The sequence below is a fragment of the Kitasatospora sp. NPDC048365 genome (genome assembly GCF_043200835.1).
In the GTDB taxonomy this organism is placed as follows: Bacteria; Actinomycetota; Actinomycetes; order Streptomycetales; family Streptomycetaceae; genus Kitasatospora; species Kitasatospora terrestris.
In genome coordinates, this window is record NZ_JBICYJ010000013.1 from 63761 (window position 1) to 90446 (window position 26686).

Annotated in this window: 27 protein-coding genes; 17 read left to right on the top strand and 10 right to left on the bottom strand. The window is 72.5% G+C overall.

The features are described 5' to 3' along the window. Positions 1–7: 7 nt before the first annotated feature. Positions 8–622, bottom strand: coding sequence for a carbonic anhydrase (locus ACGFX4_RS15800; RefSeq protein WP_393073763.1), 615 nt, complete (start codon positions 620–622; stop codon positions 8–10). 171 nt (positions 623–793) lie between these two features. On the opposite strand from ACGFX4_RS15800, the gene ACGFX4_RS15805 reads away from it, so the two are divergent. Continuing rightward, positions 794–1027 (top strand): hypothetical protein, encoded by a 234-nt coding sequence (locus ACGFX4_RS15805; RefSeq protein WP_393073765.1) that lies wholly within the window; start codon positions 794–796, stop codon positions 1025–1027. Between the two features lie 141 nt (positions 1028–1168). Here the strand turns inward: ACGFX4_RS15805 and ACGFX4_RS15810 are convergent, their stop codons facing one another. Both ACGFX4_RS15810 and ACGFX4_RS15815 read right to left on the bottom strand, forming a co-directional pair. After that, a complete protein-coding gene (locus ACGFX4_RS15810; protein ID WP_393074110.1) occupies positions 1169–2551 on the bottom strand; it encodes an alpha-amylase family protein in 1383 nt (460 codons plus the stop codon). Between the two features lie 236 nt (positions 2552–2787). Then, entirely contained in the window at positions 2788–4044 is a 1257-nt protein-coding gene (locus ACGFX4_RS15815; RefSeq protein WP_393073767.1) for a PP2C family protein-serine/threonine phosphatase, read from the bottom strand. A gap of 338 nt (positions 4045–4382) precedes the next feature. Between ACGFX4_RS15815 and ACGFX4_RS15820 the strand changes: the two genes are divergently transcribed. From ACGFX4_RS15820 to ACGFX4_RS15875, 12 genes are all read left to right on the top strand, one after another. Further along, the gene (locus tag ACGFX4_RS15820) at positions 4383–5894 is read left to right on the top strand and encodes a SulP family inorganic anion transporter (RefSeq protein ID WP_393074112.1); all 1512 of its coding nucleotides are present in this window, start codon (positions 4383–4385) and stop codon (positions 5892–5894) included. 120 nt (positions 5895–6014) lie between these two features. Next, positions 6015–6404, top strand: a complete 390-nt coding sequence (locus ACGFX4_RS15825) for a DUF302 domain-containing protein (protein ID WP_393073770.1) — start codon at positions 6015–6017, stop codon at positions 6402–6404. Positions 6405–6651: 247 nt separating this feature from the next. Then, positions 6652–7110 carry a DUF4395 domain-containing protein gene (locus ACGFX4_RS15830; protein ID WP_393073772.1) on the top strand — a complete coding sequence of 153 codons (459 nt, stop codon included), beginning with the start codon at positions 6652–6654 and terminating at the stop codon, positions 7108–7110. Next, complete coding sequence (locus tag ACGFX4_RS15835) at positions 7103–7558, top strand: thioredoxin family protein (protein WP_393073775.1); 456 nt, start codon at positions 7103–7105, stop codon at positions 7556–7558. Before ACGFX4_RS15830 ends, ACGFX4_RS15835 begins: the two co-directional genes overlap by 8 nt. 40 nt (positions 7559–7598) lie before the next feature. Then, entirely contained in the window at positions 7599–8096 is a 498-nt protein-coding gene (locus tag ACGFX4_RS15840) for a hypothetical protein (RefSeq protein ID WP_393073778.1), read from the top strand. A 233-nt stretch (positions 8097–8329) separates the two neighbouring features. After that, on the top strand, positions 8330–10882 hold the full coding sequence (locus ACGFX4_RS15845; protein WP_393073781.1) for an alpha-amylase family glycosyl hydrolase: 2553 nt from the start codon (positions 8330–8332) through the stop codon (positions 10880–10882). A 655-nt stretch (positions 10883–11537) separates the two neighbouring features. After that, positions 11538–11735, top strand: a complete 198-nt coding sequence (locus tag ACGFX4_RS15850) for a ferredoxin (RefSeq protein ID WP_393073784.1) — start codon at positions 11538–11540, stop codon at positions 11733–11735. A 37-nt stretch (positions 11736–11772) separates the two neighbouring features. Next, a complete protein-coding gene (locus ACGFX4_RS15855; RefSeq protein WP_393073787.1) occupies positions 11773–12996 on the top strand; it encodes a cytochrome P450 in 1224 nt (407 codons plus the stop codon). A gap of 105 nt (positions 12997–13101) precedes the next feature. After that, complete coding sequence (locus ACGFX4_RS15860) at positions 13102–13863, top strand: DUF6193 family natural product biosynthesis protein (protein ID WP_393073790.1); 762 nt, start codon at positions 13102–13104, stop codon at positions 13861–13863. Between the two features lie 85 nt (positions 13864–13948). Further along, complete coding sequence (locus ACGFX4_RS15865; protein WP_393073792.1) at positions 13949–14395, top strand: hypothetical protein; 447 nt, start codon at positions 13949–13951, stop codon at positions 14393–14395. Positions 14396–14593: 198 nt separating this feature from the next. Then, positions 14594–15079, top strand: coding sequence for a hypothetical protein (locus tag ACGFX4_RS15870; protein WP_393073795.1), 486 nt, complete (start codon positions 14594–14596; stop codon positions 15077–15079). Between the two features lie 93 nt (positions 15080–15172). Then, positions 15173–15514 (top strand): hypothetical protein, encoded by a 342-nt coding sequence (locus ACGFX4_RS15875; protein WP_393073798.1) that lies wholly within the window; start codon positions 15173–15175, stop codon positions 15512–15514. A gap of 98 nt (positions 15515–15612) precedes the next feature. Here ACGFX4_RS15875 and ACGFX4_RS15880 read toward each other — a convergent pair whose 3' ends face one another. Next, positions 15613–17229: a tetratricopeptide repeat protein gene (locus ACGFX4_RS15880; RefSeq protein WP_393073800.1), complete on the bottom strand. Its 1617-nt coding sequence runs from the start codon at positions 17227–17229 to the stop codon at positions 15613–15615. Between the two features lie 134 nt (positions 17230–17363). Here ACGFX4_RS15880 and ACGFX4_RS15885 point away from each other — a divergent pair, with 134 nt between their 5' ends. Continuing rightward, the gene (locus ACGFX4_RS15885) at positions 17364–18026 is read left to right on the top strand and encodes a hypothetical protein (RefSeq protein ID WP_393073803.1); all 663 of its coding nucleotides are present in this window, start codon (positions 17364–17366) and stop codon (positions 18024–18026) included. Here ACGFX4_RS15885 and ACGFX4_RS15890 read toward each other — a convergent pair. Beyond that, on the bottom strand, positions 18010–18534 hold the full coding sequence (locus tag ACGFX4_RS15890; protein ID WP_393073806.1) for a peptidylprolyl isomerase: 525 nt from the start codon (positions 18532–18534) through the stop codon (positions 18010–18012). The two genes, ACGFX4_RS15885 and ACGFX4_RS15890, sit on opposite strands and share 17 nt — an antisense overlap. Positions 18535–18646: 112 nt before the next feature. Then, complete coding sequence (locus ACGFX4_RS15895; RefSeq protein WP_393073809.1) at positions 18647–20173, bottom strand: protein kinase; 1527 nt, start codon at positions 20171–20173, stop codon at positions 18647–18649. Positions 20174–20326: 153 nt separating this feature from the next. On the opposite strand from ACGFX4_RS15895, the gene ACGFX4_RS15900 reads away from it, so the two are divergent. Next, positions 20327–20977 (top strand): TetR/AcrR family transcriptional regulator, encoded by a 651-nt coding sequence (locus ACGFX4_RS15900; RefSeq protein ID WP_393073812.1) that lies wholly within the window; start codon positions 20327–20329, stop codon positions 20975–20977. 9 nt (positions 20978–20986) lie between these two features. On the opposite strand, the gene dmpG is transcribed toward ACGFX4_RS15900, so the two are convergent. The 3 genes from dmpG to ACGFX4_RS15915 are packed head-to-tail and all read right to left on the bottom strand — an operon-like array spanning position 20987 to position 23774. Next, positions 20987–22006: a 4-hydroxy-2-oxovalerate aldolase gene (dmpG, locus tag ACGFX4_RS15905; protein ID WP_393073815.1), complete on the bottom strand. Its 1020-nt coding sequence runs from the start codon at positions 22004–22006 to the stop codon at positions 20987–20989. Beyond that, complete coding sequence (locus tag ACGFX4_RS15910) at positions 22003–22941, bottom strand: acetaldehyde dehydrogenase (acetylating) (RefSeq protein WP_393073818.1); 939 nt, start codon at positions 22939–22941, stop codon at positions 22003–22005. Before ACGFX4_RS15910 ends, dmpG begins: the two co-directional genes overlap by 4 nt. Beyond that, positions 22938–23774 carry a 2-keto-4-pentenoate hydratase gene (locus tag ACGFX4_RS15915; RefSeq protein ID WP_393073821.1) on the bottom strand — a complete coding sequence of 279 codons (837 nt, stop codon included), beginning with the start codon at positions 23772–23774 and terminating at the stop codon, positions 22938–22940. Before ACGFX4_RS15915 ends, ACGFX4_RS15910 begins: the two co-directional genes overlap by 4 nt. A gap of 134 nt (positions 23775–23908) precedes the next feature. Between ACGFX4_RS15915 and ACGFX4_RS15920 the strand changes: the two genes are divergently transcribed. Continuing rightward, positions 23909–24631, top strand: coding sequence for an IclR family transcriptional regulator (locus ACGFX4_RS15920; protein ID WP_393074115.1), 723 nt, complete (start codon positions 23909–23911; stop codon positions 24629–24631). Between the two features lie 173 nt (positions 24632–24804). After that, positions 24805–25398 carry a hypothetical protein gene (locus ACGFX4_RS15925; RefSeq protein ID WP_393073824.1) on the top strand — a complete coding sequence of 198 codons (594 nt, stop codon included), beginning with the start codon at positions 24805–24807 and terminating at the stop codon, positions 25396–25398. A gap of 79 nt (positions 25399–25477) precedes the next feature. On the opposite strand, the gene ACGFX4_RS15930 is transcribed toward ACGFX4_RS15925, so the two are convergent. Next, entirely contained in the window at positions 25478–26527 is a 1050-nt protein-coding gene (locus ACGFX4_RS15930; RefSeq protein ID WP_393073827.1) for an amidohydrolase family protein, read from the bottom strand. Positions 26528–26686 lie beyond the last annotated feature (159 nt).

Below are 26686 nucleotides of genomic sequence, written 5' to 3' on the forward strand. Positions count from 1 at the left end.
GCTGCCGTCAGACCGTCGTTCCGGTGAGGCCGCGCGCGGTGACGATCTGCGCGGTGCCGTCGTCGAGGCGGTAGGAGATGCCCACCACGGCCGCGTCACCGGCGGCGACGGCGTCGGCGACCACGCGGGAGCGGTCCAGCAGCAGGTCGACGGTGTGCCGTATGTGCTCGTTGATGAAGTCGTCGTCGTGGGTGAACCCGGCGGCGAGGGTGGCCAGCACGCTGGGCGTGACGCGCTCGATCACGTCGCGCACGTACCCCGGCGCGGTCGTGCCGTCCTTGATGGCGGCGCGGGTCGCGGCGACGGCGCCGCAGGAGTCGTGTCCGAGGACGACGACCAGCGGGCTGCCCAGGACGCTGACGCCGTACTCGATGCTGCCGAGCACCTCCGGGCCCATCACGTGACCGGCGGTGCGGACGACGAAGAGGTCGCCCAGGCCCTGGTCGAAGATGATCTCCGCGGCGAGGCGGGAGTCCGAGCAGCCGAACAGCACGGCGAACGGGCTCTGCGACGGGGCGGTGGCGGCCCGGCGGGCGGCGTCCTGGTTGGGGTGCTCGGGCTCGCCGGCGGTGAACCGCTGGTTGCCCGCCAGGAGTGCGTCGACGGCGCTCTGGACAGTCATTCGATCGATCATGGCCGTAGCCTATGCGGACTCGGCCCCCGGCAGGTTTCCGGCTCGTGACGTGATCAGGGGTGGTCCTCCCGCCGGGCCGCGCCCGAAAACAGTGCACGACCGCTGCGAGAGGACCCCCCCGGACAGGGCCGCCAGGATGGGGTGCAGAGGAGGACAGCCATGACTCTCGCCGACTCCACCCCGTCGACCCCACCCGATCCGGACCGCCCCGGACTGCGGACACCGGAAGAGACACCCGAGTGCGAGGGGTCGACCAGCCACGGGATCTCCGTCCCCGAACCGGTCGAACTGCGCACGGCCTGGCCGAGCTGGATCCCCCTGCTGGCCATCGGCCTGCTGGTGCTGAGCTTCGTGGGCTTCGCCGTCGCGCGGGTGTGGGGGTGGGGAGGCTAGACCCGCGCTCCGTACGGCGGCCCGTCCCGTACGGCGGCCCGTCCCGTACGGCGGCCCGTCCCGTACGGGACGGGCCGCTCCGTCCCGCTGCTCCGTCCTGCGCGGGCCGGACGGAGCGGGCCGTCCCTCACGTACGACCGGTCAGCCGCCCGCGCCCGCGTAGAGGGCGATGGCGTCGCCCGCGCCGACCGTGGCGGAGAAGGTGCCGTTGGCGGCGACGGTGTACTTGGGGCCGCTGCAGCCGCCGCCCGCGCTCGGGTCGCCGTGCTGGACGTCGCAGTAGCTGCCCGCCGGGAGCGAGGTCTGGAAGGTGCGGGTGAGGGCGGTGGTCTCGTGGTTGATCGCCACGTAGCCCTTGGAGCCGCGGCCGAAGGCGATGGCGTTGTTGCCGTTGGACCACCAGTTGGTCACCGCGGTGCCGTTGGTGGCGTTGCGGAAGCCGACCATGTTGGCGATCTGCCGCCAGGCGTGCTGGCACTTCCAGCCGTTCTGGTAGCAGGCGCTGACGCTGCCGCCGTTCGGCGGGCCGGCGTCGATGTCGGTGAACTCGTAGCCGGAGTAGACGTTCGGCGAGCCGTAGGGCCAGGCCAGCAGGTAGACGTTGGCGAGCGTGTAGGTGTTGCCGTTCTTGTAGTTGAGGGTGGACCCGTTCCGCTCGGTGTCCCAGTTGTCGGTGAAGGTCCGGGAGTTGGCGCTGGGGAGGTAGCCGGCGCCCCAGGAGTCGTTCCAGTTGCTCAGGTAGGCGAGCTTCTCGCTGGTGAAGATCCGCTTGAGGTCGTAGGCGCCCATGAAGGCGTCGACGTCGCCGGTGCCGGTGTACTCGCCGGGCTGCACGGCCTCGCCCGCGCCGTAGATGACCTCCTGGGCCCAGTAGATGCCCGGGTTGGTGAGCTTGGCCTTGATCGCGGCGAGGTCGCCGGAGGCGATGTGCTTGGCGGCGTCGATCCGGAAGCCGTCCGCGCCCTTGGCGATCAGGCTGTTGAGGTAGGCGGCGATGGTGGAGCGGACGTAGTCGCTGCCGGTGTCGAGGTCGGCCAGGCCGGAGAGCTGGCAGTTCTGGACGTTGGCCCGGTCGGCATAGTTGGAGATGTTGGTCCGGCAGGAGTGGAAGTCCCAGTCCTGGTAGTAGCCGGGGTAGTTGTACTTGGTGTAGACGGTCCCGCCGGTGCCGGTGCCGGACCCCGCGCTCATGTGGTTGACCACGGCGTCCACGACGACCTTCACACCCGCGGCGTGGCAGGTGTTGACCATGGAGGTGAACGCGGACGCGTCGCCGAGCCGTCCGGCGATCTTGTAGCTGACCGGCTGGTAGGAGGTCCACCACTGGCTGCCCTGGATGTGCTCCTGGGGCGGCGAGACCTCGACCCAGCCGTAGCCCTTCGGGCCGAGCACGTTGGTGCACTCCTTGGCGACCGAGGCGTAGTTCCACTCGAACAGGGTGGCGGTGACGGTCTTGCTGCCCGGGGTGGAGGCGCGGGCTTCGGGGGGAGCGGTCGCGAGTCCGGCCGCCGCCGTCGCCGCGATCAGGGTCGCGGTGACGAGGGAGGCGCTGCGCCGGCGGTGGGGGACGGGCGAGCGGTGGTCCACGGGGTCTCCTGGTGGGGTGGGAGCCGGGATTGCCCGAAAAGCGCACGGCACTTCCTGCGGTCTCTTGCTGCAAGAAGCGTGAAACTTGCCGGAAACATTTTCGGTAGCGCAGACCGTACGGGCGGTGCCGACGGGGCGTCAAGGCTCTTGACCGCGTTCGTACACCCGCCCGCTCAGAGGCGGACCACGACCAGGGCGGTGTCGTCGGTGGCGCCGTCGGGCGGCAGGAGTTCGGCCAGGACGGTGTCGGCGAGGACCTCCGGGTCGGCCGCGCGGTGCGCAGCCAGGGACCGCGCGAGGCGGTCCAGGCCGACGTCGATGTCCTCGGTACGGCGCTCGACCAGGCCGTCGGTGTACAGCGCGAGCGTGTCGCCCTCGGAGAACCGGGTGGCCGCCTCGGGGCGCGGACGGTGGTCGGGGCGGGCGCCGAGCGGCGGATCCGTGGCCCCGTCCAGGAACTCCACCGTGCCGTCGCGGTGCACCAGCGCGGGCGGCAGGTGGCCGGCACTGCTGTACCTGATGGTGTGGGCGGCCTCGTCGATGAACGCGGTCGCCGCGGTGGCCGACTCGGCGCCCTCGACGAAGCGCGCGTACAGCCCGAGCACCTCCAGCGCCTGGGCCGGGCCGCGGGCGACCCGGGAGGCGGCACTCAGGGCGCTGCGCAGCTGGCCCATCACCCCGGCGGCGGCCAGGCCGTGGCCGACCACGTCGCCGACGGCGACCGCGACCCGCTCGCCGGGCAGCTCGACCAGGTCGTACCAGTCGCCGCAGACGTTGAGCGCGCCCAGGGCGGGGCGGTAGCGGACGGCGGCGCGGTGGCGCTCCAGCGGCCGCGGGGCGGGCAGCATCGCCTCCTGCAGGGCGAGCGCGACCTCGCGCTCCTGGGCGTGGGCCTCGCGCAGCCGCTCGTTCACGTCCTGCAGCTCGCGGGCGCGGGTGTACAGCTCGGCCTCCAGGACGCGGGCCCGGTTGCCCTCGGGCATGCCGTGGGCGCGGATCAGCTGGGTGATCTCCTCGACCCGGTGGACCAGCAGGACGGTCCGGCCCTCGCTGTCGAGGATCGGGGCGTTGACCGGGCTCCAGTACCGCTCCTCCCACTCCCCGGGCCGGTCGACCGACTGGACGTCGTAGCGCTGGAGCGCCATGGTGTCGCGCTCGCCGGTGGCCAGCACCCGGTTCAGCGAGGCCGCGAGGTTGCGGGCGCCGGTGGCGTTCGGGTCGTTGGGGTTGTCGGGGAAGACGTCGAAGAGGTACCGGCCGACCACCTGCTCGCGGGTACGGCCGGACAGCCGCAGGAAGTCGTCGTTGGCGTCGGCGTACACCAGGTCGGGGGTGAGCAGCGCGACCATGCCGGGCAGGGCCTGGAAGACCGCCCGGTAGTCGACCGCGGGCCCGGCCGCCACGTCCGGTCGGTCGGTGTCCTCGATCATCACGCACCTCCGACAGCCGCGGCGGGCCCGCCGCACGTCGCGCGGCGGCTCCAGCAGTGTTCCCATCCTCTCGGAGGACGGCCGCGCAGGCTCGCCGGGCGCGCCGGTGCGGGCCCGCCCCACGGTAGAGTTGCCGCCGGTGAGGGCGCATGGTCGCGGCCTCACCGTTGTCGTGTCGGGGCCCACGGAGCCCCGGTGGGAAACGCCCGCCGGAGACGCACGTGCGCGAGCCCGTGGCGGTCGGCGCGGTCGGCCCGCCGCGGTCCGCGCCCCGCATCCTCCCGTACGTCCCCGGTCCGCCGGGCGGGCGTGCCCGAGCCGAGCAGGTCCACCGAGCCTTGTCCTCCGCCGCCGTTCCCGTCCCCACGTCCTCGCGCCTGCGCGGCCTGAAGCCCGACTGGCTGTCCGACCCGAAGGTCTGGCGCACCGAAGTGCTGGCCGGCCTGGTGGTCGCGCTGGCCCTGATCCCCGAGGCGATCTCCTTCTCCGTCATCGCCGGCGTCGATCCGAAGATCGGGCTGTTCGCCTCGTTCACGATGGCCGTGACCATCGCCGTGGTCGGCGGGCGCCGCGCCATGATCTCCGCCGCCACCGGCGCGGTCGCGCTGGTGATCGGCCCGCTGAACCGGGAGCACGGCCTCGGCCACCTGGTCGCCGCGGTGATCCTGGCCGGCGTGTTCCAGATCGTGCTGGGCGCGCTCGGGGTGGCCCGGCTGATGCGCTTCGTGCCGCGCAGCGTGATGGTCGGCTTCGTCAACTCGCTGGCGGTCCTGATCTTCCTGACGCAGCTGCCGGAGCTGCGCCACGTGCCGTGGGCGGTGTACCCGCTGTTCGCGGCCGGGCTGGCGCTGCTGGTGTTCCTCCCGAAGCTGACCGCGGTCGTCCCCGCGCCGCTGGTGTCGATCGTGGTCCTCACCGCGGTCACGCTCGGCGCGGGCATCGCGGTGCCGACCGTGGGGGACAAGGGCGCGCTGCCGTCCTCGCTGCCGGTGCCGGGCCTGCCGGACGTGCCGTTCACCCTGGACACCCTGCGGACGGTGGCGCCGTACGCGCTCGCGATGGCGCTGGTCGGCCTGATGGAGTCGCTGATGACCGCCAAGCTGGTCGACGAGATCACCGACACCCGGTCGAACAAGACCCGCGAGTCGATCGGCCAGGGCGTCGCCAACATCGTCACCGGCTTCCTCGGCGGCATGGGCGGCTGCGCGATGATCGGCCAGACCATGATCAACGTGAAGGTGTCCGGCGCGCGCACCCGGCTGTCCACCTTCCTGGCCGGCGCCTTCCTGATGGTGCTGTGCGTCGTCTTCGGGCCCGTCGTCTCCCGGATCCCGATGGCCGCGCTGGTCGCCGTGATGGTGATGGTCTCCTTCGCCACCTTCGACTGGCACTCCGTCGCCCCGCGGACGCTGAAGCGGATGCCGGCCGGCGAGACCGCCGTCATGGTGATCACCGTCGCCTGCGTGGTGGCCACCCACAACCTCGCCGTCGGTGTGGTCGTCGGCTCGGTCACCGCGATGGTTGTCTTCGCCAAGCGGGTGGCCCGCCTCGCCGACGTCACCGCCGTCACCGACCCCGACGGCGGCCAGGTGGTGTACGCCGTCACCGGCGAGCTCTTCTTCGCCTCCAGCAACGACCTGGTCGGCCGGTTCGACTACGCGGGCGACCCGGAGCAGGTCGTCGTCGACCTGAGCCTCGCCCACGTCTGGGACGCCTCCTCGGTCGCGGCCCTCGACGCCGTCGAGCACAAGTACGCCCAGCGCGGCAAGCGGGTCGAGATCGTCGGCCTCAACCACCCGAGCGCCGACCTGCACGGCCGGCTCACCGGGAAGCTCTCGGTCGGCGACTGACCGGGCCGCAACCCCGTGCCCGTGTGGGCCCCCGTCGGCATGGCGGGGGCCCTTCCGCGTCGCGGCCGTGGTCCACTCGACGACAGCCGTCAGAAGTCGTCGCCGAGAACGGAGCCCGGCATGGAGTACGGCATCCCCGTCACCCTCGACCTGCCCTTCGCCGACGCCGTCGAGCGGACCAGGGCCGCGCTCGCCGCCCAGGGATTCGGCATCCTCACCGAGATCGACATGCAGGCCACCCTGCGGGCCAAGCTCGGCGAGGAGATCGAGGAGTACCTGATCCTCGGCGCCTGCAACCCGCCGCTCGCCCACCGCGCGCTCGGGGCCGACCGCAGCATCGGGCTGCTGCTGCCCTGCAACGTGGTGGTCCGGGCCGCCGACGGCCGCACGGTGGTCGAGGCGATGGACCCGCAGCTGATCGTCCGGGTCGCCGGGAACCCCGAGCTGGCGGCCGTCGCCGACGAGGCCGCCGCCCGCCTGCGCGCCGCGCTGGACGCGCTCGGCGGCTGATCCACGGCGGGGGCAGGTCACCCCGGCTGAGCCACGGCAGGGGCGGCCGCCGGCGCGGCGGAGGCCGGCGTTCCGGCAGGTGGGACGTCGTTGACGGCGGGCGGCGCCCCTGCTGCAATGGCCGGATGCGCTCCGGGCTGCTGCTGGTGACGAGGGCCCACATCGACTTCGGTCGGGTGTGGTCCGCGGCGTGTCGTCGTCCCTGACCACGCCACGACCCCGTCCTGCCCTTCCTCCCGGAGCCCCCATGTCCCACGCCCCCGCCGGCGCCCCTTCCGCTGCCCTGATCGACCCCCGCGGACCGCGCTTCGCCGCCACCCTCACCACCGTCGTCCTCGCCGCGACCCTGGTCACCGGCAGCGGCTGGCTGCTCGCCGCACAGACCGCCGTCTTCGCGTCCGGCGCCCTCCTCGGCCTGCGCCGCTCCCCGTACGGCGTGCTCTTCCGCACCCTCGTCCGGCCGCGCCTCGGCCCGCCCGCCGAGCTGGAGGACGAGCGCCCGCCGCGCTTCGCACAGGCCGTCGGCCTCGCGTTCGGCCTGCTCGGCACGGTCGGCTACCTGGTCGGACCGGCCTGGCTCGGCCTCGCCGCCACCGGCGCCGCGCTCGCCGCGGCCTTCCTCAACGCGGCGTTCGGCTACTGCCTGGGCTGCGAGATCTACCTGCTCGCCACCCGGCTGCGCGGGGCGGAGCCGGCCCGTGGTTGACCCGACCGGACTGGTGATCTGCGCGGCGGTCCTCGTCGCGGCGGCCGTCTTCGGCGCGGTCCGTACGGCGCGCGACGGCCGGCTGCGGGTGCGCAGCGCCGACGCGGGGCTCGCCCTCTCCGCCGCCGAGCTGGGGTCGCCGCTCGGCGGGCGGGCCACCCTGGTGCAGTTCTCCACCACGTTCTGCTCCTCCTGCGACGCGGCGCGCCGGCTCCTCGGCGGTCTCGCGGCGGCGACGGCGGGCGTCACCCACGTGGAGGTCGACGCCGAGGCGCGGCCCGACCTGGTCGCCCGCCTGGGGATCCTGCGCTCGCCGACCGTCCTGGTGCTCGACCGCGACGGCCGGATCGTCCGCCGCGCCTCCGGGCCGCAGCGCCGCGCGGAGATCCTCGCCGGGATCGAGGCCGCCACGGGGGCGGGGACCGCCGGGGCCCTCGGCCGCGGCTGAGCCCTTGTCCTGACGCGGGATCATCTGCAGGCTTCCGGGCATGACTTCGCAGGAACTGCTGGACGACCTCCGTGCCATCTGCCCACCACTGCCGCCCGAGGGGTCCGGGAGGGCGGGCCGGGACCCGCTTCTCGGTGCGCTCGGGGATCTCGTCGCGATCCACGGGCCCGCCGACGAGCGGGTTCGGCTGCTGCTGGCGTACGGCCGGATCTTCGCCACCCCGCGCCCACGCACCCCGGAGGCCCTCGGCGAGGCCGCCGGCCTCACGCCCGCCGGGGTGGGCGAGGCCTTCGGGGCCGGCGAGGTCTGCAGGGTCGGGCGGCTGACCGGGCGGTGGCCCGCTTCGGCCGAGATCGACGATCACCACCGCGTGAGCATCTCCGGCGAGGAGAGCAGGCGGCGGTGCACCTGGGGAGGGGACCGGACCAACCCGTGTGCGGGGGAGCCCAAGTACGCCGTCGTGGACATCCGCGGTACGCAGTGGGCCTGCTGCGACGGCCACCTGCCCGGGTATCTCCGTTCCCGGCCCGACAGCTGAGGAATTGTCGGGAACATGATGTGCAAACTTTCTGAAAGTTTCAGAATGTTCTGCCGTTCTCCTTGACGGCCGTCGCGCGAAGCGGGATCGTCACTGGCGCGCCCCGGCCCGCGGCCCCCGGCCGGGGAGCACGGGTCCGGGCGCATCGGAGTCCACCCACCCGAACTCCGGGACGCCCGCCGCACCCCCACGCGCCGTGCGGGCGTCCCGGCCTGCCCCGAGAGGCAGCCCCCATGACGCGCTCCGCACCCCCACGTGCCGGATCGGCCCGTGCCGCGCTCCTCGCCGCCGCCCTGCTCGGCGCCGTCCTCGTCCCGCTGTCGGCGGACACCGCCCAGGCGGCCCCCGGCGCGGTGAGCCTGCCGGGCACCTTCGACACCGAGATCGGCTGCTCCGCAGACTGGCAACCCGCCTGCGCCCAGGCCCAGTTGGCGCTGCTCGCCGACGGGCGCTGGGGCGCCACGCTGAACCTGCCCGCGGGCAGCTACGAGTACAAGGTCGCCGTCGACAACGGCTGGACCGAGAACTACGGCGCGAACGGCGCCGCCGGAGGCGCCAACATCGCGCTGTCCGTGCCGGCCGGCGGCGCCGCGGTCGCCTTCCGCTACGACCCGGCCACCCACCTGGTCACCGCCACCGCCCAGGCCGCCGCGCCGGTGGTGACGGCGGTCGGCGACTACCAGTCCGAGCTCGGCTGCTCCGCCGACTGGGCCCCCGCCTGCGCGGTGACGGTCATGCAGGACCCGGACGGCGACGGCGTCTTCACCTTCTCGACCACCGCGATCCCGGCCGGCTCCTGGAACACCAAGGTCACCGTCGGGCAGTCCTGGACGGAGAACTACGGCGCCGGGGGAGCGGCCGGCGGTGCGAACATCGGCTTCACCGTGCCCGCGGGCGGGGCGACCACCACGTTCACGTACAGCTCCGCGAGCCATCTGCTGACCGTGCAGAGCTCCGTCGGCGGCACGGTGGCGAACACGCTGGGCGCGCTCTACACCCCGACCGCCACCACCTTCCGGATCTGGTCGCCCGACAGCGCGAACGTGTCCGTCGCGGTCGGCGGCAGCACGTACCCGCTCGCCCCGGTCTCGCTCGGCGGCTACTCGAACGTGTACCAGGCGGTGGTGGGCGGTGATCTGAAGGGCCGCAGCTACCAGTTCTCGGCGGGCGGCACGGCCGTCCGCGACCCCTACGCGCAGATGGTGGTCCCCGGCACCACGCAGGGCGTTGTGGTGGACACCGCCGCCGTCCTCCCCTCGGCCGGTGGTTGGGCGCCCCGGCCGGTACTGGCGAACCGCGAGGACGCCGTGGTGTACGAGCTGAGCGTGCGCGACTTCACGGTGGACGCCAGTTCCGGGGTCGACCCCGCCAAGCGCGGGAAGTTCCTCGGCCTGGTGCAGGCGGGCACCACGAACAACGGGGCGAAGACCGGCCTCGACCACCTCAAGGAGCTGGGCGTCAACACCGTCCAGATCATGCCCGCCTTCGACTTCGGCAGCACCGTCCCGAACTGGGGCTACGACCCGGTGAACTACAACGTCCCCGAGGAGCAGTACTCGCAGTTCACCCAACCCGAGGACCGGATCCGCGAGTTCAAGGACATGGTGGACACCTTCCACCGCAACGGCATCCGGGTCGTCATGGACGTGGTCTACAACCACACCTACAGCCCGTCGGTGTTCAACGGCATCACCGGGAAGTACTACACGCCCACCGACCTCTCCGGCACCGGCAACTCCATCGACGACGGCAACCCGATGGTCAGCCGGATGATCCAGGACTCCCTGGAGCACTGGGTCCGCGACTACAACATCGACGGCTTCCGCTTCGACCTGGTCGGCGTGCACTACTGGAACAACGTCTCCACCTGGGCGAACCACCTCGACGCCGGCTACCCCGACCGCAAGCTGCTGCTCTACGGCGAGCCGTGGAACGGCGCGGCCGCCGACCCGAACGAGGCGCAGAAGGTCCGGTACGGCACCGTGCCCGCCCTGGCCGGCGGCCACGTCGGCGTGTTCAACGGGGTCTACCGCGACGCGATCCGCGGCGGCACCGACGACAACGTCATGGCGTACATGGGAGGTTCGGGCAACCCGGGCGCCATCGCCTTCGGCCTGCGCGGCTCACCGACCGACGCGAAGAGCACCGCGCCGCTCGCCGACCTGTGGACCCCGGCCTTCGCGTACGACCCCGAGCAGACGATGAACTACGCGTCCATCCACGACAACCTCAACCTCTACGACAAGATCACCTACTCCGGCGCCGGTGGCGGGGCGGCCGGTGCCGCGGGGCGGATCGACCGGTTCGCCGTCGGCCTGGTGCTCGCCTCGCAGGGGATCCCGGTGATCGCCGAGGGCGACGAGTTCCTGCGCTCCAAGGTCGTGAACGGGGACTACACCACCGCGAAGAACTCCTACAACGCCTCCGACGCCGTCAACGCGATCCATTGGGGCGACAAGACCACCAACGCCGCCGTCTTCCGCTACTACCGCGACGCCATCGCCCTGCGGAAGACCGCTCCGGGCCTGCGGCTCACCAGCTGGGACGCCGTCCACAGCCAGATGACCGCCCAGACCGACGGCGCCGTGGTCGTCGCCCGCGCCAGCTCCGACCCGGCCGCACCGACTGCGTACGACACCGTCGTGGTCGCCAACCCCACCGGCAGCACCTACAACGTCACCCTGCCGGCGGGAACATGGACCAAGGTGCTCGACGGCAACGGTGCGACGGCGGCCGGCGGCACCGGCTGCGACCCGCAGGCGGTCACGGTCTTCCGGAAGGGCTGAACGCCGCCGCCGGCGGGGAGAAGCGCGCTCTCCGGAGCTGAGGTTGCGATGCGTGGTCGGCTGCTCGGAGATGTGTCGAACGGGTGCATTTTGTAGCGGGAGTTGACGGCACTTCGGAAGTGCCGTCAACTCCCTGTTGTCGCGTACAGGTTGGTCGGTGTCGGCTTCGTCGTCGGTCGGGGCTGAGAGTTCAACGCCTACGGCTGAACCCGGCCTGCGGCGCACGCTCCAGCCTGCGTCCGACGTACCAGGTGGCCGGATCCACCACTGCGGGAGTCGGCAGGCCCGCCCGGCCGGAGGCACGCAGTGCCCTGGTGCGCGGGCCGGCTGACCGAGCGTGAGCGTGTTCGGGCCGTCGACCGTGGCTCTCACCAGGGGGCCTGCCCGCGCGGGAATGTCGTACTGCTGCCCGGGCCGGAGGCGTTGCGGGCCGCCGCCGGGAGCGGTCGGTTGCCGGACGGCCGAAAGTGGGTGCACGGATTCGGACACCTGGCGGCAGGTGGTGGGTGAGTCGGCCGTGTGGGTACGCAGGGCGTTGGTTGGCGTGCTATCGGTTGACCCAGGCAACCGTTTCGACGTCGGCCGAGTGCCCGCGCCCCACCGGCAGGTGCTCTCGACCCCAGCCAACCGTGTCCGCCCCCGCCGGAGGTGCTCGATGAAGGTGACCGTCGACCAGGACCGCTGCTGCGGCTCGGGACAGTGCGTCCTGACCGCACCCGAGGTCTTCGACCAGTCCGACGACGACGGCCTGGTCCGCCTGCTCCGCCCCGGACCGGCGCCCGAGCAGCACACCTCCGTCCGGCTCGCCAAAGCCCTGTGCCCCGGCAACGCCATCACCGTGCACGACGCGTGACCAAGCCGCCCCATGCGACAGGACCGGAAGGACCGGAATGACCACCGCCGCACACCGTGCCGTCCCGACCGACCCCGCCGACCTGGCCGTCCCCGCCGCGCGTGACGGAGGCTGCCCCTTCGACCCCCCGCCCGCCTACGACCAGGCCCTCCACACCGCGCCCGTCACCCGCGCCGGACTGTGGGACGGCAGCTCGCTGTGGCTGGTCACCGGCCACGCCCAGGTCCGGGCCGTCCTCGCCGACGAGCGCTTCTCGGCCGACGCCCGCCACCCGGGCTTCCCGTTCCTCTCGCCCGGCCGCCGCGAACTGGTCACCCGGGCCACCCCCACCTTCCTGCGCCTCGACGGCGCCGAACACACCCGCCAACGCCGGATGCTCACCGGAGACTTCATCGTCAAACGGATCGAGGCCATGCGCCCCGAGATCCAGCGGATCGTCGACGACACCCTCGACCGGATGATCGCCGACGGCTCGCCCGCCGACCTGGTCAGCGCCTTCGCCCTCCCGGTACCGTCGCTCGTCATCTGCCACCTGCTCGGCGTCCCGTACGAGGACCACGCGTTCTTCCAGGCCCGCAGCACCGCCCTGCTCGACCTCGCCGCCCCCGCCGAGGCCGTCGGCGTCGCCCAGCGCGAACTCACCGACTACCTGCGCGAACTGACCGGCCGCAAGCGCAGCCACCCCGACGAGAGCGTGCTCGGACGCCTCGCCGCCCGCCCCGACATCACCCTCGAAGAGGCCGCCGCCATGGGCCTCCTGCTGCTCGTCGCCGGCCACGAGACCACCGCCAACATGACCGCCCTCGGCACCCTCGCCCTGCTCCGCAACCCCGAACAGGCCGCCCGCCTGCGCGCCGAACCCGGCATCGCCAAGGGCGCCGTCGAGGAACTGCTGCGCTGGCTGAGCATCGTCCACCTGGGCGTGCCGCGCGTCGCCGTCGAGGACGTCGACCTGGACGGCACCCCGATCCGCGCCGGCGAAGGGGTGCTCTGCATGGTCTCCACGGCCAACCGCGACCCCGAGGTGTTCCCCGGCGGCGACCGGCTCGACATCGGCCGCGACGCCCGCCGCCACTTCGCCTTCGGCTTCGGCGTCCACCAGTGCCTCGGCCAGCCGCTCGCCCGCGCCGAGCTGCAGATCGCCCTGCAGACCCTCTTCCGGCGGCTTCCCGAGCTGCGGCTCGCCGTGCCGTACGAGTCGATCCGCTACCGGACCGACATGGTCGTCTACGGGGTGCAGGAGCTGCCCGTGACCTGGTAGAGCCCCACCCCGGCAGGCCTGACGCCCCGCCGGCTCGGAATACCTGCAAGTTCAGGCTCCTTCCTCTCGTCGAAGTCCCGGAGTGCATCGGCGAGAGGGAGAATCGTGACGCTCGACCCCGCGACGGACAATCTGGCCCATCTCTATCCCGAACTCGGTCGGAACGAAACGCTCCGGAGCATCCTGCAGGCAGCCGTTCATCAAGCCGGATACGGGCTGGACGTGCTCCCCGAAGACGCTCCGGGCTGGTGGCGCAGCGGAGCCCGAATGGATAGTGACAGTCGGACGGCGAGCGCTCTCCTCGGCATCGCAGAGCGCGCCTTCATCCTGAGCTTCTGGGAACGCGGCGTCGGGATGGCCAGAGGCACGACGACCAGCTTGGACGCCGTCGCGTCGGCCATGGGCGCCTGGCAGTCCGGCGCCACCTTGGCACAGCTGAAGTCCGCATGCCCGTTCGTCGACTACAGTCGGCTCGCCGAAGCCCACGAGCGCGGTGACGGCGTCGAGGCCCAGTGGACGAGCTACCGGCACACCACGGCACGGTTCGTCGACCATGAACTCATCGAGGCTGCCTACGCCCAGCCGCAGCTGCGAGTCCTGTTTCCTTTCCACAGCCTCAATTCGCTGAACTTCAGCCGCTGCACCGGGTTCCCCTACACCCACGACATCCCGGTGATCACCCCCGCGAACGGAAGGTACCGAGTGACCTGGTGGCACACCCGGTCGCCTCACGGACCGGCGGACATCGGAGAAGCCGAGTCCCCTGACGAAGCAGTCGCCCTGGTGCTCGCTCATCTGCCCCACAACTGCGGGCCGGCAGTTGCCGGCACCGCCCACGACCTCGACCGCTCGGATTCCGGACAATGACCTCGTTGCTGTGCCCCTCGACGGCGCCGGAGCTGAATGCTTCGCGCAGATGAGGTCTGTCGGCCGCGGATGTCAGACTCGGCGCATGACGATGTGTGACTACTTCTCCGCCACCGACGACCGGGCTGCTGTCGCCGTGGTCGACCGGCCCGGAGGGCCGGCTGAGGCGGGGCACGACGTGGTCTTCCTCAAGAACATCGACCCGGTGGTCGCCATCGCTCAGCTCGAAGCGGTCCTCACGGGCTGCGGCTACGAGGAGGTCGTCCGGCGCCCGCGGTCAGGGCAGCTGCTGTCCTCCGCGGAGGACGACGCCCCGCTGGTGTTCAGCCTGTCGGACTCGTTGGTCGAGGCTCTCGCCGCGGCTGCGCCCGCCGACCTGGCGCGCGCAGCCGGGCCGTGGTCCGAGACGCCCGAACTGCAGCAGTGCCAGGTCGATGCTCGGACGGCACTCGGCGTCCTGGAGGCCTTGGCGGGCCTGACCCGGCGCGCCGGGGCTGCCGGCCTCCGCCTGTACTGCCGGTGGACCCTGTGACCAGCGGTGTGCACCGGCCGACTCTTTCGGATCGTGCTGGATCGGTGAGTGGCTTTCCGGGTGGGCACGTGCTGCTCTGCAGGCAGTTGGGCTGCGTTGTCGGCGGACGTGCCTAGGGTGACCGGAAAGATCATCGGTGGTGCCGGTCGGAAGGTTGTCGTGGTGTTGTGGAGGAAACTGGGGGACCGGGAGCGGTGGGTGCTGGATCCGCTGGAGGGCGTCGGCCCGCTGCGGTTCGGGATGAGCCCGGAGCAGGTGTCGGCCGCCCTGGACGGTGAGGCCCCGGCCGAGAGCCACGGCTATTGCCGTTCCACGGTGGGCAGCCCCTGGGAAGAGCCCGACACTCCCGAGGCGTGGCACGTGAGCAGGGAACGCTACGACCGGGCCGGGATCAGCGTGCACTACCTGTACGGGAACGGTTCCCGGCCGGCCCGGGTGAGCGTCCACGGGCGCACCGGCCCCCAAGTCCTCTTCGACGGGATCGAACTGATCGGCCGCAAGCCCACCGCCGTCGAGGCGGACATCGTCGGCTACATCGAGAACCGCGACATGATCCTGCGCGTGGGATGCGACGGCGACCTCAGCCCAGGCAGCTCCCAGGTGTGGACGCGGGCGGAACGGGTCGGGGACGACACGATCAGCGCGGCCTGCTTCTGCATCGAGGGCCGGGAGTACCACAGCTGACACTGCATCCGGAAGCCGGTCGGCCGGTCGACGCGGATTCGGGCGGTGGCCTCAGCCTTTCGTATCCGAGGCGGGCCCGCGATGATGCAGGACATGGATGTCGCTGAAGACCCTGTGGCCGTGATGGTGTCCCTGTGGGAGGAGCATCAGAGCGGGCCGTGGGACCGCCGGTGGAACGCCCTTGAGGTGGCGGGCGTCGATCTGGTGTCGCTCGACACCAGGCTGGGGGGCTGCACGTACACGTGGGTCGCCAACGGTGGTTCCCTCCACGAGAGGGGGATGGCGACCGTGAGGCTCATCCTTGGCCGGCTCGAGACGGTCCTTCCGGAGGTCACCGAGGATGACAGCCGGCGCGTCTGGCAGCGGTTGCACCGGATGGCCCAGCTCATGGTGGCTCACAACACCCCACCAACCGATGCCGGCCCGATCATGTGACGATCGGGCCGGCGGGTCGTTGCCGGCAACACGCTCAAGCGCGCCCCGAGCGGTCGCGACCTGATTCGGCAAACGCGGACAGGTCTACCTCGGTACCGTCACCAGTCCGGGTCGCCCGCCGCGTCGCGGGCGATGGCCAGGTTGGACCGGACGGCCAGCGTGGTCGGGTGGGTGTCGCCGAGGATCTGCAGGCACTGGCGGAGGGCGGCCTCGAACAGGGGGACGGCGCGGTCCGGTTCGCCCGCTGCGTGGTAGGCGAGGGCGACGTTGTTGCGGCTCTTCAGGGTGTCGGGGTGGTCGTTGCCGAGGACCTGTTCGCGCTGGCTGAGGACGGTCCGGTGGAGGGCGGCGCCGCGGTCCGGGTCGCCCGCTGCCTGGTAGGCGGCGGCGAGGTTCTCCCGGAAGGTCAGGGACAGGGGGTGGGTGTCGCCGAGCGCTTCCTCGAAGTGGGCGAGCACGTTCTCGTGCAGGGGGATGGCGCGGTCCAGGTCGCCTGCTGCCTGGTAGGCGGCGGCGAGGTTGCCCAGGCTGATGAGGGTGTCGGGGTGGTTGGTGCCGAGGAGCCGCTCGCGCTGGACGAGGGTGGTCTCGTACAGGGGGACGGCGCGCTCCAGGTCGCCCGCCGTGTGGTAGGCGAGCGCGAGGTTGGCCCGGCTGTTCAGGGTGTCGGGGTGGGTGTCTCCGAGGACCTGCTCGAACTGGGTGAGGGTGGTCTCCATCAGGGGGATGGCGCGGTCCGGGTCGCCCACGGAGTGGTAGGCGTACGCGAGGTTGCTCCGGCAGCCCAGGGTGCGGGGGTGGGTGGCGCCGAGCGCTTCCTCGAAGTGGGCGAGGACGTGTTCGTGCAGGGGGATGGCACGGTCCGGGTGGCCCGCCGCCTGGTAGGCGCCGGCGAGGTTGTCCAGGGTGACGAGGGTGTCGGGATCGTTGGCGCCGAGGAGCCGCTCGCGCTGGGTGAGGACGTGTTCGTACAGGGGGATGGCGCGGTCCAGGTCGCCCACCGCCTGGTAGGCGGAGGCGAGGTTGTTGCGGCCGGCCAGGGTGTGGGGGTGGGTGTTGCCGAGGACCTGCTCGAACTGGGTGAGAGTGGTCTCGAACAGGGTGACGGCGCGGTCCAGGTCGCCCGCCGCCTGGTAGGCGATCGCGAGGTTGTTGCGGGTGTCCAGGGTGTCGGGGTGGGTGTCTCCGAGGACCCGCTCCGACTGGCCGAGGGTGATCTCGTACAGGGGGATGGCGCGGTCCAGGTCGCCCGCCGCCTGGTAGGCGAGCGCGAGGTTGTTGCGGCTGGTCAGGGTGTCGGGGTGGGTGTTGCCGAGGACCTGCTCGGCCTGGGCGAGGGCAGCCTGGTGGAGCGCGATGGCGTCGGAGGCGGGAGCCGGCTCGCTCGCGGCGGCGGGAGCGGACAGGAGGGCGGCGATCTCGGCCCGCAGGTCGGCGTCCTCGCGCAGGGCCCGCTTCAGCAACTGCCGCAACGCGGCCAGGGCATCGGCGTCCTTGGGGTCCTCCGCAACGTCCTGGACCGCTGCCGCCAGCGCGACCTGCTCGGGTTCGGAGCGCCGGTGCGCGACGGCTTGGAGGATGCGGCGGCCGAGGTCGGACGTGGCGTCCGCGGCGGAATTCCCCGCCCGGGCCAGGACGGCCCCGCCGTAGGCCCGTACCGCAGCGGTCAGGTACGGGCCGGTCTGCTCCACCAACCGGACGATCTCCGCACTCATCCTTGTCTCCCCTCGGGTTGAGCACAGGTGCTACACAAGCTTCCTGACGGAGCGTAGATCAACGGACTGACTGGTTCAGGTGTTCGGCTCAAGCCGCTGCCCCGCTGTCGTGACGGCATGTCAGAATCCGCCGCATGGTCGAGAACACGGGGATGAACACCTACCAGCGCCTGGCTGTCCGGCTGCACGAGCTCGGCATGATCACCCGCCGGAAGGCGGAGGAGGCGTGCGTGTACGCCGCCGACTGGGGTGAGCCCCGTCCGGAGCGGCGCACCGACGAACTGACCGGGGTGTTCGAGGTCTGCGGCGTGGCCGTGCAGGTCCACGGCGAGGACGTCGACTTCGCCGAGGGCGCCTACGCCGACATCCTCGAGGTCGCGGAGCGGATGATCGGCGGCGCGGTGGCCGTGACGGACGTGGCCCTGGTCGGCGAGATCGGCTCGCTGCGGGACCTCGACTTCAAGGTCAACGGCGAGGCCAAGTCCTGGCGGATCGAGCAGGAGTCCGACGACTACCTCGACCTGGGTGCCGTCCACGAGGGCATCGCGGATCTCCTCCCGGGCGGTGACGACCCGCGGGTCTTCCACTGCGTCCCCGGGGACGGCCCCTGCGCCGACGACTACTACCTGCTGGCCACCCCCGGGCAGGCGGCGGCGCTGCGCGACGAGTTCGGCCTGCGCATCGAGGTCCGCGGCGCGGACGGACTGCCCGTCCGCCGGCCGTGGCCGTGCCCCGACACGGCGCCGGACCAGAGGCCGGGCGCCATGCCGGGGCGGGGGTTCAGCGGGTCTCGATGACGACCTTCTCGATCACCACGTCCTCCAACGGCCGGTCGTTGCGGCCGGTCTCCACACCGACGATGGCGTCGACGACCCGCTGGCTGGCCGCGTCGGCGACTTCGCCGAAGATGGTGTGCTTGCCGGTGAGCCAGGTGGTCGGCCCGACGGTGATGAAGAACTGGGAGCCGTTGGTGCCCGGCCCGGAGTTCGCCATGGCGAGCAGGTAGGGCTTGGTGAACGCCAGGTCCGGGTGGAACTCGTCGGCGAACTTGTAGCCGGGCCCGCCGGTGCCGTTGCCCAGGGGGTCGCCGCCCTGGATCATGAAGCCCTCGATGACCCGGTGGAAGACCGTGCCGTCGTACAGCGGCTCGTTGCTGGGCTGTCCGGTGTTCGGGTCGATCCACTGCCGCTCGCCCGTGGCGAGTTCCACGAAGTTCTTGACGGTCTTCGGGGCGTGGTTCGGCAGCAGCCGGACCACGATGTCACCCTGATTGGTCTTCAGCGTCGCGTACAGTTCCTCCGCCATCACGATCCTTTGGTGTGCGTCCGATTGGTGCGGCCAGTCTCCCCGCCCGACACGTACCGCACCGGTCTGTGACACGGCCTCTCACCCGTACGGATGGCCCGGTTGTCGTCGGTCAGGGGAGCGGTGGCCGCGTGGGTGGCACTGGTCTGGTGGGGGTGGGCGACACCGAGGTGCTCGGGCTGCTGCCGGCGCTGGAGCTTGCGCCGCCTGAGGGGGTGGAGGAGGTGGCGCGGGGGGTGGAGGTGGCCTCCGCTGCGCTGCGGGTGGTGAGGAGGACGGTGTCGCCGGGGCCCAACTGTGTTCCGGCCGGAGGGGCGGTTGCCGTCACGGTGCTGGTGCGGCTGCTGCTGGAGCCGGGGGTGAGGGTGATGTCCAGTCCCAGCCCGGCCAGTTCCGCCGTCGCTTGGGCGAGGGTCTTGCCGACGAGGTCGTCGGGGACGGCGACGGTCCGGGTGGCGGGTTCGGTCGATGCGTGGGGACTCGCCGACGGGCCGGCGCTGCGGTCGGGGCGGGCGCTGTCCGAACGGGTGGCGGAGGGCGCGGCGGTAGAGCTTTCGGTGGCGGTCGTGGTCTGCGCGGTGGGGCCGGTCGCGTGCGGGATGTCCGGGCCGGTGGTGATCACCGCGGTGAGGCCCGCGCACGTACCGAGCAGGGCCAGCCCCGCGAGGGCCAGGCGCCGGGAGGGCCGCGGTGAGTGCCGGGGTCCGGCGGGAGTGGTGACCGTCCGGGCCGGTGCCGCCTCGACGGCCGGCGGTTCGAGAAGCGTGTCGGCCCCCTGCCCTGCGACGGTGTGCGCCGGCGGGGCGAGGAGGGCCTCCCGCATGGCGGCGGCATCGGGGAAGCGGTCGTCGGGGTTCTTCGCCATGGCGCGGGCGAGGGCGGCCTCGACGTGCGGGGGCAGCCGGATGCCGATGTCCGCGGGGGAGGGGGCGGCTGCGCAGATGTGCTGGTAGGCGACGGCGAACGGGCTGTCCCCGACGTAGGGCTGAAGGCCGGTGAGGAGCTCGTAGAGCATGCAGCCGGTCGAGTAGAGGTCGGACCGGGCGTCGACGGGCAGTCCCTGGGCCTGCTCGGGGGACATGTAGGCGGTGGTGCCGACCGCGTTGCCCGTCCCGGTCAGGCCGGTGTCGTGGCCGTCGGCGATGTGGGCGATCCCGAAGTCCATGACCTTGACCAGCCCGTCGCTGGTGATCATGACGTTGGCCGGCTTGATGTCCCGGTGGACCAGCCCGGCCGCGTGGGCGCAGGCGAGCGCCTCCAGTGTTCCGGCGACCCAGGCCACCGCCTCCTCCGGCGAGGGCGGTGCCGCGCGGAGCAGTTCGGCGGCCGTGTGTCCGGAGACGTGTTCCATGACCAGGAAGGGGCGCGGCGGCGCGGTCGCGAGCCGGCCGGCGTCGTGGACGGCCGCGACGCGCGGGTGGTTGAGGGAGGCGGCCGCGCGGACCTCGCGCTGGAAGCGGCTCTGGGCGACGTCGTCGAGGGCGAGCTGCGGGTGCATCAGCTTCACGGCGACCGCGCGGTGCAGGACCAGGTCCTCGGCCGACCAGACCTCTCCCATGCCGCCGTGGCCGATGACCTCGCGCAGGGCGTACCGGTCGCCGATCAGGCCGGCCCACTCGTCGTAGGGGGTGTACTGCATGGCGGTGCGCGTGGTCCTTCGGGTGGCTGGGCGGATGGGTGCACGACTCTGATGAGTCGCTCGTAACTGATGAAAGCATCACCATGTGGGGCAGGGGGCGTCGAGGGGGTGACTGATGGAGTCATCAGAACTGAACCCCCCTAGACTCGGGCCATGTCGAAGGAGCTGCCGGACACCGCCGAGAACCCCGCGACCGCGAACCGCTTCGAGCGCCGCCGCACCCGCACCCGCCAGGCGCTCGTCGCCGCCGCGCGCCAGATCCTGGCCGAGACCGGCGAGACCTCCGCGAGCATCCAGGAGATCGCCGAGCGCGCCGACGTGGGCTTCGGCAGCTTCTACAACCACTTCGCGACCAAGGCCGACCTCTTCGACGTCGCGGTCGCCGACGCCCTGGAGGAGTACGGCCAACTGCTGGACCGGGCCACCGCGGACATCGACGACCCGGCCGCGGTGTTCGCCACCAACATCCGCCTGACCCTGCGGCTGGCCGCCTCGCACCCCGAGATCACCCAGATCCTGCGCCTGCGCGGGCTGCCGCACATCCAGGCCCCGACCGGGCTCGGGCCCCGGGCCCTGCGCGACCTGGAGGTCGGCAGGGCCTCCGGCCGGTTCTCCTTCGCCGACCCGATGGTGGCCCTGTCCGCGGTCGGCGGCGCACTGATCGGGCTGATCCAGCTCAATACCGTCCGCGACCTCGGTGTCGAGGCCGGGGACGAGATGGCCGAGCTGATCCTCCGCATGCTCGGTGTCCCCGCCGACGAGGCGCACGAGCTCGCCACCCGGCCGCTGCCCGAGCCGGCCTGACCACCGTTCCTAGACCCCGCCGGCCCGGGCCGCGAGGTCCAGGGCGATGTCGGTGATCATGTCCTCCTGGCCGCCGACCATGCCGCGTCGACCGACCTCGACCAGGATGCTGCGCGTGTCGAGGCCGTGCCGGGCCGCGGCGGTCTCGGCGTGGCGCAGGAAGCTGGAGTACACCCCGGCGTAGCCGAGGCTGAGGGTCTCCCGGTCGACCCGGACGTCGCGGTCCTGCAGGGGGCGCACCAGGTCGTCGGCGGCGTCCATGAGCGGGAACAGGTCGCAGGCGTGGTCCCAGCCCAGCAGGTCCGCGACGGCGACGAAGGCCTCCAGCGGGCAGTTGCCGGCCCCCGCGCCCTGGCCCGCGAGCGAGGCGTCGACCCGGGTGGCGCCGCTCTCGACGGCGGTCACCGAGTTGGCGACGCCGAGGGCGAGGTTGTGGTGGGCGTGGATGCCGAGCTCGGTCGCCGGGTCGAGCGTGTCGCGGTAGGCCCGGAACCGTGCGCGCACGCCGTCCATGGTCAGGCGGCCGCCGGAGTCGGTGACGTAGACGCAGTTGGCGCCGTAGGACTCCATGAGCTTGGCCTGGCTGGCGAGTTCGGCGGGCTCGGCGAGGTGGGACATCATCAGGAAGCCGGCCACGTCCATGCCCAGCTCGCGGGCGGCGGCGATGTGCTGCGCCGCGATGTCGGCCTCGGTGCAGTGGGTGGCCACCCGCACCGACCGGATGCCGAGGGCGTGGGCCTGCTTCAGCTCGCGGACCGTGCCGATGCCGGGCAGCAGCAGGGTGGTGGGGACCGCGTGGTGCGTGGCGTCGACCACGGCCTCGATCCACTCCCAGTCGGTGTGCGCGCCGACCCCGTAGGTGATGCTGGAGCCGGCCAGCCCGTCGCCGTGGGCGATCTCGATCGCGGCCACGCCGGCCGCGTCGAGGGCGGCGGCGACGGTGCGGGCCTGCTCGACGGTGTAGCGGTGCCGGACGGCGTGCATGCCGTCCCTGAGGGTCACGTCCTGGACGTACACGCGGGTCGTCATCGCGGGGCCACCTCCGTGGCGCGGTGGGCGGCCATGCGCTCGGCGGTGCGCAGCGCCGCCGAGGTCATGATGTCGAGGTTGCCGGCGTAGGCGGGCAGGTAGTGGGCGGCGCCCTCCACCTCCAGGAACACGGACACCTTCAGGGCGTCGCCGGGGCCGGGGGCGAGGGTGCGCAGCGGGTCGTCGGCGGGCACCTTCTCGTACTGCACCTGCTGCTTGAGCCGGTAGCCGGGCACGTACGCCTGGACCCGGCCGACCATCTCCTCGATGGAGGCGGTGACGGCCTCGGTGGCGCAGTCGGAGACCAGGCAGTGCACGGTGTCCCGCATGACCAGCGGTGGTTCGGCCGGGTTGAGGACGATGACGGCCTTGCCCCGGGCGGCGCCGCCGACCCTCTCGATGGCGGAGGAGGTCGTCTCGGTGAACTCGTCGATGTTGGCGCGGGTGCCCGGGCCGGCGGAGCGGGAGGCGATCGAGGCGACGATCTCGCCGTAGTGGACCGGGGTGACGGCGTTGACGGCGGCGACGATCGGGACGGTGGCCTGGCCGCCGCAGGTGACCATGTTGACGTTCGGGGCGTCGAGGTGTGCGTCGCCGTTGACCGGCGGGACGACGTAGGGGCCGAGCGCCGCGGGGGTGAGGTCGATCAGTGTGCGGCCGAGCGGGCGCAGCACGTTCTCGTGGTGGCGGTGGGCGCCCGCCGAGGTGGCGTCGAAGACGATGTCGACGTCGGCGAACTCGTCGAGGCGGACGAGGCCCCCGACTCCCTCGTGGGTGGTGGCGACCTTCAGGCGGCGGGCGCGGGCCAGGCCGTCGGAGTCCGGGTCGATCCCGGCCATGGCGACGACGTCGAGGCTGCCGGACAGCCGAAGGATCTTGATCAGGAGGTCGGTGCCGATGTTGCCGGATCCGATGACGGCGACCTTGGTGCTCACCTGCGGTCTCCTTCCGGGGCGAAGCGGACCGCGACGGAGCCGAGGCCGGAGATGCGGGCCTCGAACTCGTCGCCGGGAGAGGCGGGGGACATCGGTCCGAGGGCGCCGGTGAGGACGAGGTCGCCGGCGCGCAGGGGGTCGCCGCGCTCGGCCAGGGCCGCGGCGAGCCAGGCCGCCGCGTTGAGGGGGCTGCCGAGGCAGTCGGCGCCGCTGCCCTCGGAGACCGTCCGGCCGCCGCGGGTCATCGTCATCGTGACGGCGCCCAGGTCGACGGCCTCGATCGGGACGGGCGTGGTCCCCAGGACGTACAGGCCGCACGAGGCGTTGTCGGCGACGGTGTCGACGAGGGAGATGTCCCAGTCGGCGATGCGGCTGTCGACGATCTCCAGGGCGGGGAGCGCGACGTCGACCGCCCGCAGGACGTCCGCGACCGTGCAGTCGCGGTCGGGAAGGTCGTGTCCGAGGACGAGGGCGACCTCGGCCTCCACCTTGGGCTGCAGCAGCCGGCCGGTGGGAACCTCGCCGCCGTCGGGCACTGCCATGTCGGCGAACAGGGCCCCGAAGTCGGGCCGGTCCACGCCGAGCTGGCGCTGCACGGCGACGGAGGTCAGGCCGATCTTGCGGCCCACCAGTCGGCGTCCGGAGCCGAGGGCGCGCCGGACGTTGAGCTGCTGGACGGCGTACGCGGCCTCCAGGTCGCCGCCGCCCGCGAAGAGGTCGCGGACCGGAGCGCACGGCGTCAGCGTGCGGGCGGCTTCCGTCAGCCGCTCTGCGGCCGTGACGGCGGGGGTCTGGTCGGGGCCCGGGCGGGCGCCGGCGGGAGCGGTCGGCACAGGTTGCCTCCAGGAGGAGCGGGGAGAGAGCGCGAGCGGCCTCGACGTGGCCGGCTGTGTGTCTCCCGGTATAGACAGGACACCCCGGCAGGGACAAACATTGTTCCGTGACACGGAACGAAAGCGGCGGCAGCATGCTGGACAAGGCCACTGCCATCCTCGAATGCTTCAGTCCGAGCGGCGGTCCGTTCCGCCTCGCGGAACTTTCGGAGCGCTCGGGTCTGGCCAAGCCCACGGTGCACCGCCTCGCGGCGGACCTCGTCAGGCTGGGCTGGCTGGACCGATCGGGTGCGCAGTACCGCCTCGGCGCGAAGCTCTTCGAGCTCGGCTCGCTGGTGCCGCACCGCCTCGACCTGCGCGAGACGGCCCTGCCGTTCCTCCACGACCTGTTCGAAGCCACCCGCGAGACCGTCCACCTGGGCGTCCGTGACGGCCTGGACGTCGTCTACCTCGAACGCATCCACGGACACGAAGCACTCCGGCTGCCCTCCCGGATCGGCGGCAGCCTCCCGCTGAGCTGCACCGGCATCGGCAAGGCTCTGCTCGCGTTCTCCGGCGCCGAACTCACCGAGCAGGTGCTCGCCCAGCCACTGCCCAGCCTCACCCCGCACTCGATCACCGACCCCGCCCGGCTGCGCACGGCACTGGAGAAGATCCAGGTCTCCGGCCTCGCCTACGAGGAGCAGGAGGCGGCCCTGGGGGTGAGCTGCATCGCGGCCCCGGTCTTCGCCGGCGGCACCCTGGTGGCCGCCCTCTCGGTGGCCGTCCCCTGCGCCCGCTTCCGCCCCGCCCAGCTCGCCCCCGCGGTGCGGACGGCGGCCCTCGGCCTGTCCCGGGTCCTGCGCGCGGCCACCTGATACCCCGACTGCTGCCGGGGCGGGGGTGTCCGCCAGACTGTCCCGACCGTCGACAGGGAGCAGGAATGGGCAACAAAACTGCTGGTGGACCGGCTCCCGTGAAGTCGGACGGTCGGGAAGCCGCAGAGGCCGGGGACGGCGAAAAGCGAGCCACTACCCGCACGTTCCGCACGTTGTCCCCGCGGGCCGGACGCCTCGGTGTCATCAGCGCGGTCGTCACCCCGCTCGCGCTGATCGGCCTGGGGGCACTCGGGAGCAACTCGGACTACACCGTGGTGAGCCTGATCACGGGGACCCTGGTGTTCTGCTTCGGCAGTGCACTGGCGATCCTGCCTCGGACAAGCACGTGGTTGGTCCTTCTGATGGTCCCGCCGGGGATGGCACTGCTGCTCGGAGTCGGTCCGGCGATCCAGTCCGAGGTGCTGGTCCTGAGCGGAGTGCACACCTCGGTCGTGGTGACCGCCGCCCACAGCTCCAAGGGCAAGAACGACCGGGTCAGTTGGACGTGCGATCTGCGCCGGACGGACGGGCTGCCCCTGCCGCACGCCTTCCTCGACCAGACCTCGGGCTGCTACGGCCGGTCGGATGTCGGCCGGACGCTGGACGTCCTGGTGGATCCGGCCGGCTGGGTGCCGCCGGGGAAGCCGGAGGATCTGGACCGGGAGGGCCTCAAGCAGGGGATCCCCCTGCTCGCTGTGGCGACGGCGCTCCTCGCAGTCGTGCCCGTCCTCGCCCGGCGCACCAGGCCGCGGGCCGCCGGCCGCTGAGACCGGTCGACGGCGCGGTCGCCCGCCTGCCCGGCCCGAGTCCGGCCGGGCGGCCGCAGGCGGCGAGGGTGGCCGCGGGTCAGTCGGTGCCGGGCTGGACCAGCTTGAAGGCGAGCCGCGCGGCGACGCGCTGCGCGGACCGGCGCAGGCGTTCGACGGCAGGCCGCGGCCGGGGCGGCGATGGGGGAGCGGAAGCCAGGCGGGGGAAGAGGGCTTCGGCGTTGGTGCGGTTGACGGCGGCGAGCGTGTCGGCCGGGACGGTGGTGTCGAGGCCGTTGGCGAAGTACTGGCCCGCCGGGCTGGGGGCGAACGGCCAGTCGCTGCCGAACAGGACGTGTCCGGGGCGGGCGAAGGCGAGCAGCGTGGGAAGGGCCGCCGGGCTGGAGGTCAGCGCGGTGTCGAAGTAGAAGCCGCGGAAGTCGTCGAGGACGTCGAGCGGGCTGCGCCCCGTCTCGGCGGCCAGGGCGACGGCCATCCGGTGGGAGGCGTACGGCAGGAACCCGCCGCCGTGGCTGAGGACGAAGCGGATGCGCGGGTAGCGGCGCGGGACACCGGCGCGGACGAGGAGGAAGGCGGCCCGGCTGGTGTCGAGGAGGAAGTCGGCGGCGAACGGCGGGATGCCGTCGACGGCGGGCGCGGGCAGGTCGGCCGGGTGGACGAAGACGACGGCCCGGTGTTCGTCCAGCACCTGCCACAGCGCGTCCTGGCCCGCCGAACCCAGGTAGCTGCCCCGGTTGTTGGCGAGGAGCGTGACCCCGTCCGCGCCCAGGTCGGCCAGGGCCCGGCGGGCTTCCTCGGCGGCGGCCGGGACGTCCGGCATGGGAAGGGTCGCGAACCACCCGAAGCGGTGCGGGTACCGGGATGCGAGGTCGGCGCAGTAGTCGTTGAGCCGCCGGGCGAGGTCGGCCGCGGCGGTGGGGTCGTCGAGGAAGCCGGTACCGGGCGTGGAGACCGACAGGACGGCGGTGTCGGTGCCGAGCAGGTCCATCGCCTCGATCGCCGACTCGGGGCTCCAGTCGGGCACGGCACGGCCGCCGGCCTCGGCGATGCCGGCCCGGGCGAGGGCGTCGCGGTACAGGGGCGGCACTACGTGCTGGTGGACGTCGATCCGGTGGGGTTCGGTGGTCATCGGCGGTGGCCTTTGCTGTGGGGGCGGTCGCGTCGCGTCGGTGCGGCGCGGGAGCGGTGCGCGGGCAGGAGGCGCAGAGTGCGCGCGCCGGAAACGGGAAGGGCGAGGAACGACGGCACGGTGCCGGGCCGCGGCAGGGGACGGGGTGGGGCCGCAGGT

Excerpts from the sequence above, each read along its gene's own strand:
- dmpG (WP_393073815.1), bottom strand. The coding sequence starts at position 22,006 with ATGACGACCCGCGTGTACGTCCAGGACGTGACCCTCAGGGACGGCATG.
- ACGFX4_RS15880 (WP_393073800.1), bottom strand. The coding sequence starts at position 17,229 with ATGAGTGCGGAGATCGTCCGGTTGGTGGAGCAGACCGGCCCGTACCTG.
- ACGFX4_RS15885 (WP_393073803.1), top strand. The coding sequence starts at position 17,364 with ATGGTCGAGAACACGGGGATGAACACCTACCAGCGCCTGGCTGTCCGG.
- ACGFX4_RS15845 (WP_393073781.1), top strand. The coding sequence starts at position 8,330 with ATGACGCGCTCCGCACCCCCACGTGCCGGATCGGCCCGTGCCGCGCTC.
- ACGFX4_RS15895 (WP_393073809.1), bottom strand. The coding sequence starts at position 20,173 with ATGCAGTACACCCCCTACGACGAGTGGGCCGGCCTGATCGGCGACCGG.
- ACGFX4_RS15920 (WP_393074115.1), top strand. The coding sequence starts at position 23,909 with ATGCTGGACAAGGCCACTGCCATCCTCGAATGCTTCAGTCCGAGCGGC.
- ACGFX4_RS15900 (WP_393073812.1), top strand. The coding sequence starts at position 20,327 with ATGTCGAAGGAGCTGCCGGACACCGCCGAGAACCCCGCGACCGCGAAC.
- ACGFX4_RS15825 (WP_393073770.1), top strand. The coding sequence starts at position 6,015 with ATGGAGTACGGCATCCCCGTCACCCTCGACCTGCCCTTCGCCGACGCC.
- ACGFX4_RS15930 (WP_393073827.1), bottom strand. The coding sequence starts at position 26,527 with ATGACCACCGAACCCCACCGGATCGACGTCCACCAGCACGTAGTGCCG.
- ACGFX4_RS15815 (WP_393073767.1), bottom strand. The coding sequence starts at position 4,044 with ATGATCGAGGACACCGACCGACCGGACGTGGCGGCCGGGCCCGCGGTC.
- ACGFX4_RS15865 (WP_393073792.1), top strand. The coding sequence starts at position 13,949 with ATGACGATGTGTGACTACTTCTCCGCCACCGACGACCGGGCTGCTGTC.
- ACGFX4_RS15890 (WP_393073806.1), bottom strand. The coding sequence starts at position 18,534 with ATGGCGGAGGAACTGTACGCGACGCTGAAGACCAATCAGGGTGACATC.
- ACGFX4_RS15855 (WP_393073787.1), top strand. The coding sequence starts at position 11,773 with ATGACCACCGCCGCACACCGTGCCGTCCCGACCGACCCCGCCGACCTG.
- ACGFX4_RS15830 (WP_393073772.1), top strand. The coding sequence starts at position 6,652 with ATGTCCCACGCCCCCGCCGGCGCCCCTTCCGCTGCCCTGATCGACCCC.
- ACGFX4_RS15875 (WP_393073798.1), top strand. The coding sequence starts at position 15,173 with ATGGATGTCGCTGAAGACCCTGTGGCCGTGATGGTGTCCCTGTGGGAG.
- ACGFX4_RS15805 (WP_393073765.1), top strand. The coding sequence starts at position 794 with ATGACTCTCGCCGACTCCACCCCGTCGACCCCACCCGATCCGGACCGC.
- ACGFX4_RS15840 (WP_393073778.1), top strand. The coding sequence starts at position 7,599 with ATGACTTCGCAGGAACTGCTGGACGACCTCCGTGCCATCTGCCCACCA.
- ACGFX4_RS15800 (WP_393073763.1), bottom strand. The coding sequence starts at position 622 with ATGACTGTCCAGAGCGCCGTCGACGCACTCCTGGCGGGCAACCAGCGG.
- ACGFX4_RS15850 (WP_393073784.1), top strand. The coding sequence starts at position 11,538 with ATGAAGGTGACCGTCGACCAGGACCGCTGCTGCGGCTCGGGACAGTGC.